Below are 11,225 nucleotides of genomic sequence, written 5' to 3' on the forward strand. Positions count from 1 at the left end.
GGAAGGGGAAGGCGCGGCGCTGGGTGGTCGAGGTCTGCCACAGCTGGTTCAACCGCTTTCGCAAGCTGCTCGTGCGATACGAGAAGCTCGAACGCAGCTTCGTCGCGCTGAACCACATAGCCGCTGCCATCATCGCGTTCCGCAGAGTGACGCTCAAGGTAAACATAATTTACGGATAGGTTCTTAGTGAAATCTGGCTTTATCGGGTTGATATTTTCTTTGTGATCTCTGGTTCCTTTCGATAACCCGCTTGACCACAAACCTCCACAGGCACTCCAGTTCCCACTCGTAACTGCGCATGAAGCGTAAGAGAGCGGAGGGCCGACGGCCTGCGGATTTTTGTGGACAAACTTCCGAGCCGTACGCGATTAAGTTTCCAACTGCAATTCCCAGTTCCCAGAATCGACCGCTTCGGGGAACCATAACGGGCTCGAACCATGGCACAGCAATCGGAGTCAGGATCTGATTTCTCTCAACAAGCCCGCACCATTCCGGCTCTACTTACCGGCTTGCGATACCAGCACCGGCTTGTCCCGATACACCTCAGGCATCACGGTTTTCAGGTTCGCGATCTTCGGTAAATCAAACCGCGCGATGTAAGGCTGGTTCGGGTGCAGGGTCGCGTAGTCCTGGTGATACGCCTCAGCGGGGTAGAAGGCGGTTAGCGGCGTGAGCTGCGTCACGATCTTCTTGGGGAACACCTTGGCGGCGTCCAGCTGTGCGATGTAGCTCTCGGTCACTTTTTTCTGGTTGGCGTCCTGGTAGAAAACGGCGGACCGGTATTGAGTGCCGCTGTCCGGACCCTGGCGGTTCAGGGTTGTTGGGTCGTGCGCCACGGAAAAGTAAATCTGCAGCAGCTTGCCGTACGAAATCTTTTTCGGGTCGTAGGTGATCTGCACGGATTCGGCGTGGCCGGTGCGGCCTGAGCCGATCATCTCGTAGCTGGCGGTCGCTTTTTCGCCGCCTGCGTAGCCCGATACGGCGTTGAGAACGCCCTGGGTGTGCTGGAACACAGCTTGCACGCCCCAGAAGCAGCCGCCCGCGAACACGGCTGTGGCGCTGCCCGACTGTGGGCCTGCTTGCGCGGTGGCCGGTATGTCGATGGCCGGGGCGGGCAGTTTGACGGCTTTTTCTTCCGCTGAACTCACGCCCATGCCGCCGCCCACAAAAACCCATGCAGCCAGTGCGACTGCGCCAAGGGAGAAAAGGTATTTGTTCATCATCATGCTGCCTTGAAGTTAAGGGCCAGGCCGTTGATGCAGTAGCGCAGGCCGGTGGGTTTGGGGCCGTCGTCAAACACATGGCCCAGGTGCCCGCCGCAGCGGCGGCACAGCACTTCTACCCGTTTCATGAACAAGGTGGTGTCGCTTTCTTCCACCACGGCCTTGTCCATGGGCTGCCAGAAGCTGGGCCAGCCGGTGCCGCTTTCAAACTTGGTGGCGGATGAGAAAAGGGGCAGGGCACAGCCTGTGCAGGTAAAAATGCCTGCGCGCTTTTCCTTGTTGAGTGGGCTGGTGTAGGGGGGCTCGGTGCCGGCCTGGCGCAAGACGCGGTATTGGTCGGGCCTGAGAAGTTTCTGCCATTCGGCATCGCTGTGGCTGACTTCATAAACCCGAGCCGCGCGCGCTGGTGTGGCCGCCAGCACGCCGCGCATGCCGGCCAGGGCGGCGGCAACGCCGGCGGAGAGTGCGCCAAATTTCAACAAAGAGTTTCTGCGGGTCATCATGAGTGCCTTTCGCGTTACCCAAAGTGGGCCATGGCTGTTGGTCGGCGAGGGGCCTGTTTCTTACAGGCTGAGTCCAGAAACCCCATCAGGTCAGGTTTTGCTATTTGAGCCGCTTTTCTTTTTTAGAAGAGGAGCAGAAGAAGAGCAGCAGAAGGGGAACCAGGGGGAACACCCTGCGGATACTGGAATTGGATGAAGATGCCCGCATTCGGTTCCCGGCCAGGATTCGCAGGGCTGGTCGCATGGGTAATTTCATGGGTAATCGCGGGGGCGTCATGGACTCCAAACCCGCGCCACAATGACAGGCATGCACAAGATCTTCAGGCTTTGCGCTGTTTTGACGCTAGGCGCGCTGGCGGCCTGCAACGGCCCGCCCGACGATTCGCACGCCGAAGATGTCCAGCTGCAGCTGACGGGAACATGGCTGCGGGACTATGAAGAAAACGGGACCCGAGTGCGCCGTGTGCTGGTGCTGGCGCAGGACGGCCAGTTTGGCGAAATGTCAACGGTCACCCTGCGCGACGGGGTGCTGCTCCAGCACCATCACACCGGCGAATGGCACTTTGACGGTACCAACCTGAAGCGCCGCTACACCAACATCGACGGGCAGAAACCTTCCGCACCCAAGTTTCCGTATGCCGCGTTCGAGGTCCGGTTCGAGTCGCGCAACGAGTTCATCGGCACAGACAATGTTCGCAAGCGCCAGGTGCGTTACCGGCGCGTGGCGGAGGGCACGCTACCTTAGGAGCAATGCGGCTCGGTCAAGCCCTTGCCCTGGTTTTTTATCCCGGACTCGATCCGGGACGCATGGATTGCGGATCAGGCCCGCGATGACGGTTCGGTCAGTCGAGGTCTGGTGCTGCTGATTTTTCCTATGTGGCTGTTAACTGCGTGGCCAATGTGATGTGCCCTTATCTGGGGGCGCTGATGACATGAGTGCTTCTCCATCCTGGTCACGGAGCCGGCACCGGGGTAATCGGGGGCAAACTTTAATTTTCCAAAAGGTCAAACGGCCTCCAGCCGCTCCACCATATCCGGAAACTGCGCCACCATTTTGATCAGCAGCGCTGCCTGGGCATTGGGCTTTGCGCGCCCCTGCTCCCAGTTTTCAAGCGTGCGTGGGTTGGTGCGCAGATAGCGCGCGAACACGGGGCGCGATAAGTGCAATTGCTCGCGCACGTTCACGACGTCTTGCGGGGAGAGTGTTGGCGCAGGGTTGCTTACTACTTTGAAGGTGCGCAGCGTGAGTTTGCCTTCGCGCTGCGATTTCAACGCGTCGAAACCTTCAGTCAATTCTGAAAAAATGTCGCGCCTTTTCTTCTTCATGATGTTTGCCTTTACTTGGGTTGCCGCTGCTCCAGCTCGCTTTTAAGCAGTTGCTTCAATGTCTTGCGTTGAACGGGCGTCAAATCATCAGCCTGATCTTTGTCGTACACGGTAAAAAGCCAAAACTGCCCGCCGCCCAACCACCAGTAATAAATCACTCGCAAGCCGCCGCGTTTGCCTTTACCTCGGCGGGGATCTGGTTGGCGTAATTTGCGCAAACCGCCCGTGCCCTCAATCACATCACCCGCCTCCGGGTTTGCCATCAAGTCGAGTTGTAGCTGACGGTAGGCCTGGTCGTCGAGATAGCCCTGCCTCATGCGTTCAAAGGGAGGTAGTTCGATGAATACTGCTTGCAAGATTTATTGTACGCTAGTTGCGTATGGTTTATGGTTGATAGCGAATGGATGGCTGACAGCCTGTGGCTTCAAATAGCCTTTTTGAACAAGGCCAAATGGATCTCCACCGATTCAAAAGGCACAAACACCGTGTCTTCCGGCGTGCGCTTGACCAGCCCATGCTCCTCCAGCTTTCCGATGTCCGTGTGTACGTTCGAGTAGTTGCGCTCCACGGTTTTGGCCAACGCATAGACCGAGCAGGGGCCGCACTGTCGCAGCGTTTCCAGCAGGTCGATGCGCGCAGGTGTCAGCTCTGAAAACAGGGCGCGAGCTGATTCAAAGCTCAGGTGGTAGTCGGCCCCGTATTTTGGGCTGGCCTCAGCCGCTTTGAGCTGCTTGCGGGCTACGCTGAACACGGAGCCGTGTGGGGCGATTTCAATGACTGCTTTCATGGCTTAATTCCAGGCTCCTATGTCGTGCCAGACAACAATCTCAACCTCAGAACTGTCATCACGTATCTCCCTAGCTCTGGCATTCGGCTTTTGCAAATCAAGCTCGGCTCCCGTACGGTGAAGCAACTCATTGGTTGGTCATCCCGAACACTGAATCAGGTCCGGGACGGCCCCGATCCGGGATTCATGGATTGCGGGGTCAGGCCTTCAATGACGAGTGGGCAAGCCCCTCAGACCTGGAACTTGCCGGCGCTCACCCCGTCCTGATCACCGAAATAAACTCCGTGCCGCTTTCGGGCAACCAGACTTCCCCCGGCCGGCCGAGTATCTGGCGGATGTTGGCTGCGGGGCGGGGCATGGCGATGACGTCGAATTTCTCGGCGCGCGGGTCGAAGCGCAGCATGGCGTTGTTGCTCCACTCGGAGGCCCAGACGATGTCTTTGTCGTCTACATACACGGCGTACACGTGGGGGTCGGCGCCCGGTGCTTTCCAGGTGTGCCAGTTGTTGGCGCCCACGCCCAATGCCGGGTCGTGCACCGAGAGGTTGCCGCTGTTCCACTCGGCCACCCAGATGCGGCCGCGGCTGTCGGACCAGACGCGGCGTGCGCCCTGGCGCTGTGTCGGTGGTTCAACCACGCGTGACTCGCCGGTGTTGCGGTCTATCTGCGCAATGAATGACCCGGCCAGCGAGCACCACCACACCTCGCCCTTCGGTGTGGCGCAGATGCCGTAGGGCCCGCGTCCGCGTGGCGATTCCTTCACGCTGACCTTGCCGGTGCTCACGGCCACCTTGCCCACGTAGCCGCCTTGCCCGGTAAACCACAGGTCGCCGTTGCCATCAAAGGCGCAGGTGTTGAGGTTGGCGTAGGGTGTTCCGGCGGGCAGTGGGAAAAGCTTCACCTCACGCGCCGGCCAGCTCACGCGTGCAATGGCGTTTTGCCCGCCGTCGGTCAGCCAGGCCGCGCCGTCGGGCCCGGCAATCACGCCATGCGGCGACGAGCTGCCGCCATTGCTTCCCAGGGCGATCAGCTCGGACTTGCCGGTGCGCGGGTCAAACCAGCCCAGGTGCCCGCTGCGCTGCGCCGAGAACCAGACCCCGCCACCGGGCGCGGGCGCCACGTCGTGAATGCCTGTGCTGCGCGGGGTGTTGAGCGGCCAGGATTGCAGGCGAGAGGCGCCCGTTGTCTGTGAGCGCCCGATGCCGGGCGAGAGCAGGGCGGTGGCATACAACCCGCCCAGGGCGATACCCGAGAGCCCCGTTAGTCCCGTTAACGCCGCCAGCGCGGCACGGCGGCTCATGTGGATTGGTTGGGAATGCGTACGCTGCGCCATGGCAGTTTCTCCTGCGCGTTCGGGACCGGTTGGACAAGGTCGTGCAAGGTCATTGTGGCGGTAATGTGCTGCCGCATGCAAGGGCTGAAGGGGCTGTGGGCGCTGTAAGGGCGCGCCAGCTGGCGGCTTGGCCGTGCCGTCGATGGCCCTTCTCTGGATCCGCCGTAAATCACGGCTGGCCCTGAGCGGTCAGTTCAACTCAAGCGCCATGAAGACCCTGAGCGCCGCATAGGCGTCATTGGCGGCGTAGATGATCTGCGCGTCGGACAGTTTGCTGTTGGCCCAGTTGGAGGTGGTGGCTTTTCTGGACTTGATGAACCGCTTGTTGAAGACCACGGCCACCGCCCCCCGCACACCCATGTCCTTGCGGTAGCCTTTTTTCCTGAACACGGTGTTCAGGTCCAGCACACCCTGCGGGTCAACGCCGAATTTGCTGATAAGACGCCGGCGGTCGTCTCCCAGGCCGAAGCCGGCCTTGATGATGGCCGGTGCTTCCAGCAGCACGGCCACGGCGCGGCGACACTCCGCGTCCTGCAATTGAAAGATATAGGCTTTCTCCAGCGTGGACAGCTGAACGATGTGGGGCCCGTCAGACGCCTCGTTCCTGGCAAAGGTCGGCTTGGATTCAGTATCAAACCCCAGGGCCGTGATGTCTGCGAGTTCCTGCAGCGCCTTGCCGGCCTGCTGCGGCGTTGAAACCACCTGTACCTGCGCCAGCCCCAGCCGCTCGAAAGGCTCCAGGAGCGCAATTTGATCTTTACCAGGTGTAACGAAAAGCTCGGTCATAGGGTTCCACGTATCAAAATAGGGTGAGAGCAACCCACATCATGGCAGCACAAAGCATCACCACCGACACTTACAAACTTTTTCCGTCGCCCCGCAACAGGCACCGGACGGTTTTCCCGTACCAGGTTTTTGTGCCCTACCCCTACATGCTGATTGACATGGAGAGCTACGACCTCAAAGGCAAATACAGCCTGTTTTCGGCCTGCCGCCTGGCAGACATGAAGATGGGGCAGGTGGCGACGTTCGAGCAACCCGAAGACGAGCTGAAGTTCAAGGCCCGCTTCGTGCCGGACTGACCGGACTGACCCGGCAGCGCCTCCAAGCAAAGTCCCGGCACATGCTTTTATACTGGGGACGACTTTGTCATAGTCTTGGCCTTGTGCCTTTGTGGCAGCACGGCTACCATCAATTGTCGCCACCGCGCCAAGCGTGTCTGGCGGCGTATACCGCAGGAGGGGAGGTTCCATGCCACAACTCATCGCATCTGTCGAAGGCGTCGAAATCCAGCATGTCTATCTGAAGAACAACAGAACGACGCTTGGCCGTAGACCTTATAACGACATCGTGCTTGACAACCTGGTGGTGAGCGGCGAGCACTGCGTGTTTGAACTCAAGGGCCTCGCGGATGTGTATATCGAGGACCTGGGCAGTACCAACGGGACCTATATCAATGGCCAGATGATCAAGTCCAGGCAGCTGCTGCTGGACAAGGACATCATCGCCATTGGTAATTTCAGGATTCAGTATCTCTCGGCCTCCGAGCATGAGCAGCCTCTCGTATCCGAAAAAACGGGCACCATGCCGCTGGAGGCGCTTGGTTTTCCGGGCACCAGTGGCGCGTTGCAGGCCAGCCTCAAGGTTTTGTCGGGTTCTTCGGCGGGGCTGGAGGTTCCGGTGGTCAAGGCGGTGACGACTTTTGGCCGGCCGGGTGTGGCGGTCGTGGCCATCTCTCACCGCCGCGATGGTTACTACGTCGCCCACATGGACGGTGAGACACAGCCCACGCTCAATGGCAAATCAATCGGGTACAAGGCGATTCCCTTGAGCCACCACGATGTGCTGAACCTGGCGGGAACCGAGATGGAGTTCTTGCTGCAACCCCGATAACACTTATCGAAGTACTTATCAAAGTACTTATCGAAGTGCCCTGTCGGGACGCAAGCTGCGCTGTTGCGAAGGCTTTGCACCGGCCGGCAGGTTTCAAATCTTCATTGTGCCGTGGCAGATTCGTCCGGCCTGTTCTTTCCCCTGGCTGCCAAGCTCAACCCATCCATGAAAAGCAATCCATCCGGCGGACTCGTTTATTCCACTGACGGGGGACGCATGTGCCCCGATTGCCGCAAGCCCGTGGCCGGCTGCGTTTGCCGTCAACTCAAGGCCCTGGTAACGCCTGACGGAAAGTCCGGCGGTGTGGTCCATGTTTCCAGGGAGACCAAAGGCCGTGGCGGGAAAAGCGTGACCGTGGTGAAGGGGCTGGCACTGGATGCGATGGCCCTGGCCCAACTGGGCAAGCAGCTCAAGACCGCGTGCGGCTCGGGCGGCACGGTGAAGGACGGTGTGATTGAGGTGCAGGGCGAGCACTGCGACCTGGTCATGCAGGCGCTGAAGAAGCAGGGTTACGTCGTCAAGCGGAGCGGTGGGTGAACCCCGAAGACCTGCAGCTCCTGCTGACCCGCGAAATGCCCTACGGCAAATACAAGGGGCGGCTGATTGCCGACTTGCCTGGCAACTACCTCAACTGGTTTGCCCGTGAAGGTTTTCCGAAGGGCGAGATTGGTCGCCTGCTGGCGCTGATGCACGAGATCGACCACAACGGCCTGTCGTCCCTGCTGGATCCGCTTCGCAAGCGATAGGGTTCATTGAAATGAATTCCGGAGGCGGCCTGCAGGGCACAGCCCTCCCGGAACGTCCCTCGCAATCGCCTTACTTTTTCATCTCGTCCTTGGCCATGGCGTCTTTACCCATAGCATCTTTACCCATAGCGTCTTTTTTCATGCCGTCCTTGGCCATGCCAGCTTTGGCCATGTGATCCTTTTTCATGGCGTCTTTAGCCATGGCATCCTTGCCCATGGCATCTTTCTTCATGCCATCTTTTTTCATCGCGTCCTTTGACATGGTGTCTTTAGCCATCGTGTCTTTTGCCATGGCGTCCTTCGACATGGCATCTTTGCCCATCGCATCCTTTTTCATGGCGTCCTGTGCCATGACGCTAGCGCCGGCGAAAAGCATGCAGGCAGACAGGAGGGCGGCGGTCAGTGTTTTCATGGTTGTTTTCCTTGGTGATGATGAATCAGTTGTTGAATAAAACGGCAATGCTGAAGTCGATGATTCAGCTATTGCCGGCGTTGCTGGGTCTCTGAGCAGGCTCAGCTACCTCCGAACCAGTTGTAGCCCTGGTCTTCCCAGTAGCCGCCAGGGTAGGTGTTGGTGACGAAAATCGCCTGGATATGTTTGGGATTCTTGTAGCCCAGCTTGGTGGGCATGCGCAGCTTCATCGGAAAGCCGTATTTGGGGGGTAGCGGCTGCCCGTCGTAGGTGAGCGCCAGCACGGTTTGCGGGTGCAAGGCGGTTGGCATGTCGATGCTGGTGAAGTAGTCGTCGGCGCACTTGAACCCGACGTATTTGGCAGTCAGGTCCGCACCGACCCGGCGCAGAAAGCTAGCAAACGGCACACCGCCCCATTTGCCGATCGCGCTCCAGCCTTCGACGCAGATGTGGCGGGTGACCTGGTCAACCTGCGGCATGGCGCGCAGCTCCGGAAGCGCCCATTTGCGCTTGTCGGCGACGAGGCCGGTGACCTCCAGGCGGTAGCTGCTTTCCTCGATCTCGCGCACTTCGCTCTCGCTGTAGTAGGCATTGAAGGGGAAGGGGCGCGTGATCATCGAGTCGGGGTAGGTGGGGGCCAGGCGGTTGGGGTCAAACAGCCAGCCCTGTACCTTGTCATTCATGCGGGAAATCCGCATCAATGCCGTGTCAATGCTGGCTTCATCCACCAGCGTGCAACCCGTGAGCATGGACAGGCCGCCGAGCGTGAGCGAGCGGCGCAGGAAGTCGCGGCGGGCGGGCTCGCTGATGCGGCTCACGGCTTCCTTGAGCACGGCATCGCCGTCAATGGCCAGGCGGGGAGGGGGTTTGATCATCATGTCAGGCTCCTTAGCGGCCGCGAACCATGTACAGCAGCGTGCGCGGCACCAGCGCCACCATCACCAGGTGAACCGCCACAAACGCAGCCAGTGCGGCCATGGCAAAAAAGTGCACCAGCCGGGCGCCTTCGTAGCCGCCCATCAGTTCGCGCAGCAGCGGGAATTGCACCGATTTCCAGAGCACCAGGCCAGAGATCACCAGCAGGACGGTGTCGACCATCACAAACAGGTAGGCCAGGCGCTGCACCATGTTGTAATGCCGCGGGTCGGCATGGGCGAGTCGGCCCTTGAGCGCGGCCTGCAGATCGGCCAGCAAGGCCCGGGGAGAGAGCGGAAAGAACTTGCGCAGCAGGCGGCCGGTGGCGAGGTTGAAGGCCAGGTAAAGCAGGCCATTGACGCCCAGCACCCACATGGCGGCAAAGTGCCACTGGAGGGCGCCCCCCAGCCAGCCGCCCAGCGTGATGTCTTTCGGAATTGTGAAGCCCAGGAAGGCGGTGGCGTTGTAAATTCTCCAGCCGCTCATCATCAGGACCACGACCGCGAGGGCGTTGAGCCAGTGCATGGCCCGCAACCACCCGGGGTGAATCACCTGCTTGCCGGTATCCATCATGTGCTCCTCATTCGCCAACAAAGCCTGGGATTCCCAGGGTTTCCACGGCAGTTTTGCTGCGTGTTGACGATTGGTCGGGCGGCGCGCCGGTTTCTTACATATTTGCCAAATTACAATCACGGGAAAGGCCCGATTGGGGCTGATGTCAGAGTCGGTTCACCCTGCCGCGCAAGCGGTGAAAACGCCCCCCCACGGAGGGCTGGTTTTGACGGTGCCCGGCTTGTGCTTGTCTCTGGTGCAGGCTTGAGTCCACGCCCCCGAGGTAAACATGTACCGCTACAAACGACTGTTCGCCGTTGCCGGATTTCTGGTGCTGATGCTCGTGGTGTTTCAGATTTCGGGCTTGCGGGACAACTTCAGCCTGGCCTTTTTGCATCAAAAATTCCTGGACAACGAGGTCAGCGGCCTGCTGATCTTCATCGTGCTGTTTGCGCTGGGCAACCTGATCCAGATTCCTGGATGGATTTTTTTGGCCGCTTCAGTCCTGGCGCTGGGGGAAGTGTGGGGTGGTGTGGCCACTTATATTGCAGCCGTCATTTCCTGTGTGCTTACCTTCTGGGTCATTCGCCTGGTCGGTGGCGATGCACTGCGGCAACTGAATGGCAAATGGGCTACCCGCGTGCTGGCGCGACTGGACGCGCGTCCCATCACCAGCATCGTGATTTTGAGGATTTTGTTGCAGACGGTGCCGGCGCTCAATTACGCGCTGGCCATGTCGGGCGTGAAATTCCGCAGTTACCTGATTGGCACCTTGCTGGGCCTACCCCTGCCGATTGCGCTGTACTGCGTCTTTTTTGAGTACCTGGCCAAGGCTTTCCATATCGCGGTGTATTGAACCGGCACTCGCCGAGCACCAGATCGCGGCAGGTCCGTGCAGCAAAGTTTCCGTGGCCTCCCAACGCCAGTGCTTTCAACGCTGCGAACCCTCATTACCTAAAGGGCGCGTTTTTAAATCACCGCACGCAATCAAACCCAAACTGGTTGCTGGCGGGCTTGCTGGTCAGCCTGGCATGCAGACCGCGCTTCTGGCATTCGGCTTCAGCAATGTCCTGAGCGTTCGCAACGTCCTGGCGCCGCGCCTGCACGATGATGGTCTTTTCGTTGGCGCTGATCAGTTCGGCGGCGCAGCCCGTCATCAGGACGCAAACCAGCAGCAGAAGTTTTTTCATGGATCGTTTCCTTGGTGAAGCGCTGGGTTAAGGGGTTACGGGGGTTACAGGACCTTGCTGAGGAACCTGCGCGTGCGCTCTTCCTGCGGCTGGTCGAAGATGGCGGCGGGTGTGCCTTCCTCCACCACCAGCCCCTCATCAATGAAGATGACGCGGTCCGCCACCTGGCGGGCAAAGCCCATCTCGTGGGTGACGACGACCATGGTCATGCCTTCTTCGGCCAGGGCCTGCATGACATTGAGCACCTCCCCGACCATCTCCGGGTCCAGCGCCGAGGTCGGCTCGTCAAACAGCATGATGCGCGGCTGCATCGCCAGCGCCCGGGCAATCGCCACGCGCTGCTGC

At 59.8% G+C, this 11,225-nt stretch carries 19 protein-coding genes; 7 read left to right on the top strand and 12 right to left on the bottom strand.

Annotated elements, in window-relative coordinates; genetic code table 11:
- Positions 1–179, top strand: a 179-nt coding sequence (locus AC1DUB_RS27655; protein WP_477732297.1) for a transposase, incomplete at its 5' end; no start/stop codon positions are given.
- A gap of 318 nt (positions 180–497) precedes the next feature.
- Here the strand turns inward: AC1DUB_RS27655 and msrA are convergent.
- Together msrA and msrB are read right to left on the bottom strand one after the other, a co-directional pair.
- Entirely contained in the window at positions 498–1,226 is a 729-nt protein-coding gene (msrA, locus tag AC1DUB_RS27660) for a peptide-methionine (S)-S-oxide reductase MsrA (RefSeq protein ID WP_477732287.1), read from the bottom strand.
- Positions 1,223–1,726: a peptide-methionine (R)-S-oxide reductase MsrB gene (gene msrB, locus AC1DUB_RS27665; protein ID WP_477732288.1), complete on the bottom strand. Its 504-nt coding sequence runs from the start codon at positions 1,724–1,726 to the stop codon at positions 1,223–1,225. Before msrB ends, msrA begins: the two co-directional genes overlap by 4 nt.
- 307 nt (positions 1,727–2,033) lie before the next feature.
- Here msrB and AC1DUB_RS27670 point away from each other — a divergent pair, with 307 nt between their 5' ends.
- Positions 2,034–2,471: a hypothetical protein gene (locus tag AC1DUB_RS27670; RefSeq protein ID WP_477732289.1), complete on the top strand. Its 438-nt coding sequence runs from the start codon at positions 2,034–2,036 to the stop codon at positions 2,469–2,471.
- A 260-nt stretch (positions 2,472–2,731) separates the two neighbouring features.
- Here AC1DUB_RS27670 and AC1DUB_RS27675 read toward each other — a convergent pair whose 3' ends face one another.
- The 5 genes from AC1DUB_RS27675 to AC1DUB_RS27695 all read right to left on the bottom strand — a co-directional run bounded on the left by AC1DUB_RS27675 (position 2,732) and on the right by AC1DUB_RS27695 (position 5,958).
- The gene (locus AC1DUB_RS27675; protein ID WP_477720350.1) at positions 2,732–3,052 is read right to left on the bottom strand and encodes a helix-turn-helix domain-containing protein; all 321 of its coding nucleotides are present in this window, start codon (positions 3,050–3,052) and stop codon (positions 2,732–2,734) included.
- An 11-nt stretch (positions 3,053–3,063) separates the two neighbouring features.
- Positions 3,064–3,408 (bottom strand): toxin, encoded by a 345-nt coding sequence (locus AC1DUB_RS27680; RefSeq protein ID WP_477720349.1) that lies wholly within the window; start codon positions 3,406–3,408, stop codon positions 3,064–3,066.
- A 68-nt stretch (positions 3,409–3,476) separates the two neighbouring features.
- Positions 3,477–3,839, bottom strand: coding sequence for an HVO_A0114 family putative DNA-binding protein (locus AC1DUB_RS27685; RefSeq protein WP_477732290.1), 363 nt, complete (start codon positions 3,837–3,839; stop codon positions 3,477–3,479).
- Positions 3,840–4,092: 253 nt separating this feature from the next.
- The gene (locus AC1DUB_RS27690; RefSeq protein WP_477732291.1) at positions 4,093–5,172 is read right to left on the bottom strand and encodes a Vgb family protein; all 1,080 of its coding nucleotides are present in this window, start codon (positions 5,170–5,172) and stop codon (positions 4,093–4,095) included.
- A gap of 189 nt (positions 5,173–5,361) precedes the next feature.
- Positions 5,362–5,958, bottom strand: a complete 597-nt coding sequence (locus tag AC1DUB_RS27695) for a 3'-5' exonuclease (protein WP_477732292.1) — start codon at positions 5,956–5,958, stop codon at positions 5,362–5,364.
- Positions 5,959–5,999: 41 nt separating this feature from the next.
- Here AC1DUB_RS27695 and AC1DUB_RS27700 point away from each other — a divergent pair, with 41 nt between their 5' ends.
- The 4 genes from AC1DUB_RS27700 to AC1DUB_RS27715 all read left to right on the top strand — a co-directional run bounded on the left by AC1DUB_RS27700 (position 6,000) and on the right by AC1DUB_RS27715 (position 7,811).
- The gene (locus tag AC1DUB_RS27700) at positions 6,000–6,254 is read left to right on the top strand and encodes a hypothetical protein (protein WP_477732293.1); all 255 of its coding nucleotides are present in this window, start codon (positions 6,000–6,002) and stop codon (positions 6,252–6,254) included.
- A 169-nt stretch (positions 6,255–6,423) separates the two neighbouring features.
- On the top strand, positions 6,424–7,065 hold the full coding sequence (locus tag AC1DUB_RS27705) for an FHA domain-containing protein (RefSeq protein ID WP_477720344.1): 642 nt from the start codon (positions 6,424–6,426) through the stop codon (positions 7,063–7,065).
- A gap of 165 nt (positions 7,066–7,230) precedes the next feature.
- Positions 7,231–7,602: a translation initiation factor Sui1 gene (locus AC1DUB_RS27710; RefSeq protein ID WP_477732298.1), complete on the top strand. Its 372-nt coding sequence runs from the start codon at positions 7,231–7,233 to the stop codon at positions 7,600–7,602.
- On the top strand, positions 7,599–7,811 hold the full coding sequence (locus AC1DUB_RS27715) for a DUF3820 family protein (protein ID WP_011483647.1): 213 nt from the start codon (positions 7,599–7,601) through the stop codon (positions 7,809–7,811). The genes AC1DUB_RS27710 and AC1DUB_RS27715 overlap by 4 nt, the downstream gene beginning before the upstream one ends.
- Before the next feature lie 70 nt (positions 7,812–7,881).
- Here the strand turns inward: AC1DUB_RS27715 and AC1DUB_RS27720 are convergent, their stop codons facing one another.
- The 3 genes from AC1DUB_RS27720 to AC1DUB_RS27730 form a co-directional block, all read right to left on the bottom strand.
- Positions 7,882–8,223: a pentapeptide MXKDX repeat protein gene (locus AC1DUB_RS27720; protein ID WP_477732294.1), complete on the bottom strand. Its 342-nt coding sequence runs from the start codon at positions 8,221–8,223 to the stop codon at positions 7,882–7,884.
- 101 nt (positions 8,224–8,324) lie between these two features.
- Positions 8,325–9,098 carry a molybdopterin-binding protein gene (locus tag AC1DUB_RS27725; RefSeq protein ID WP_477732299.1) on the bottom strand — a complete coding sequence of 258 codons (774 nt, stop codon included), beginning with the start codon at positions 9,096–9,098 and terminating at the stop codon, positions 8,325–8,327.
- A 13-nt stretch (positions 9,099–9,111) separates the two neighbouring features.
- On the bottom strand, positions 9,112–9,711 hold the full coding sequence (locus AC1DUB_RS27730; protein ID WP_477720340.1) for a cytochrome b/b6 domain-containing protein: 600 nt from the start codon (positions 9,709–9,711) through the stop codon (positions 9,112–9,114).
- A 268-nt stretch (positions 9,712–9,979) separates the two neighbouring features.
- On the opposite strand from AC1DUB_RS27730, the gene AC1DUB_RS27735 reads away from it, so the two are divergent.
- Positions 9,980–10,546 carry a TVP38/TMEM64 family protein gene (locus AC1DUB_RS27735; RefSeq protein ID WP_477732295.1) on the top strand — a complete coding sequence of 189 codons (567 nt, stop codon included), beginning with the start codon at positions 9,980–9,982 and terminating at the stop codon, positions 10,544–10,546.
- A 118-nt stretch (positions 10,547–10,664) separates the two neighbouring features.
- Here AC1DUB_RS27735 and AC1DUB_RS27740 read toward each other — a convergent pair whose 3' ends face one another.
- Positions 10,665–10,880: a hypothetical protein gene (locus AC1DUB_RS27740; RefSeq protein WP_477720339.1), complete on the bottom strand. Its 216-nt coding sequence runs from the start codon at positions 10,878–10,880 to the stop codon at positions 10,665–10,667.
- A gap of 44 nt (positions 10,881–10,924) precedes the next feature.
- On the bottom strand, positions 10,925–11,225 hold a 301-nt coding region (locus tag AC1DUB_RS27745; protein WP_477732296.1), incomplete at its 5' end, for an AAA family ATPase.

The sequence above is a fragment of the Polaromonas sp. P4_F9 genome (assembly GCF_056401235.1).

Coding starts and splice junctions, on each gene's coding strand:
- msrA (WP_477732287.1), bottom strand. CDS start 1,226: ATGATGATGAACAAATACCTTTTCTCCCTTGGCGCAGTCGCACTGGCT.
- msrB (WP_477732288.1), bottom strand. CDS start 1,726: ATGATGACCCGCAGAAACTCTTTGTTGAAATTTGGCGCACTCTCCGCC.
- AC1DUB_RS27670 (WP_477732289.1), top strand. CDS start 2,034: ATGCACAAGATCTTCAGGCTTTGCGCTGTTTTGACGCTAGGCGCGCTG.
- AC1DUB_RS27675 (WP_477720350.1), bottom strand. CDS start 3,052: ATGAAGAAGAAAAGGCGCGACATTTTTTCAGAATTGACTGAAGGTTTC.
- AC1DUB_RS27685 (WP_477732290.1), bottom strand. CDS start 3,839: ATGAAAGCAGTCATTGAAATCGCCCCACACGGCTCCGTGTTCAGCGTA.
- AC1DUB_RS27690 (WP_477732291.1), bottom strand. CDS start 5,172: ATGGCGCAGCGTACGCATTCCCAACCAATCCACATGAGCCGCCGTGCC.
- AC1DUB_RS27695 (WP_477732292.1), bottom strand. CDS start 5,958: ATGACCGAGCTTTTCGTTACACCTGGTAAAGATCAAATTGCGCTCCTG.
- AC1DUB_RS27700 (WP_477732293.1), top strand. CDS start 6,000: ATGGCAGCACAAAGCATCACCACCGACACTTACAAACTTTTTCCGTCG.
- AC1DUB_RS27705 (WP_477720344.1), top strand. CDS start 6,424: ATGCCACAACTCATCGCATCTGTCGAAGGCGTCGAAATCCAGCATGTC.
- AC1DUB_RS27710 (WP_477732298.1), top strand. CDS start 7,231: ATGAAAAGCAATCCATCCGGCGGACTCGTTTATTCCACTGACGGGGGA.
- AC1DUB_RS27720 (WP_477732294.1), bottom strand. CDS start 8,223: ATGAAAACACTGACCGCCGCCCTCCTGTCTGCCTGCATGCTTTTCGCC.
- AC1DUB_RS27725 (WP_477732299.1), bottom strand. CDS start 9,098: ATGATCAAACCCCCTCCCCGCCTGGCCATTGACGGCGATGCCGTGCTC.
- AC1DUB_RS27730 (WP_477720340.1), bottom strand. CDS start 9,711: ATGATGGATACCGGCAAGCAGGTGATTCACCCCGGGTGGTTGCGGGCC.
- AC1DUB_RS27735 (WP_477732295.1), top strand. CDS start 9,980: ATGTACCGCTACAAACGACTGTTCGCCGTTGCCGGATTTCTGGTGCTG.
- AC1DUB_RS27740 (WP_477720339.1), bottom strand. CDS start 10,880: ATGAAAAAACTTCTGCTGCTGGTTTGCGTCCTGATGACGGGCTGCGCC.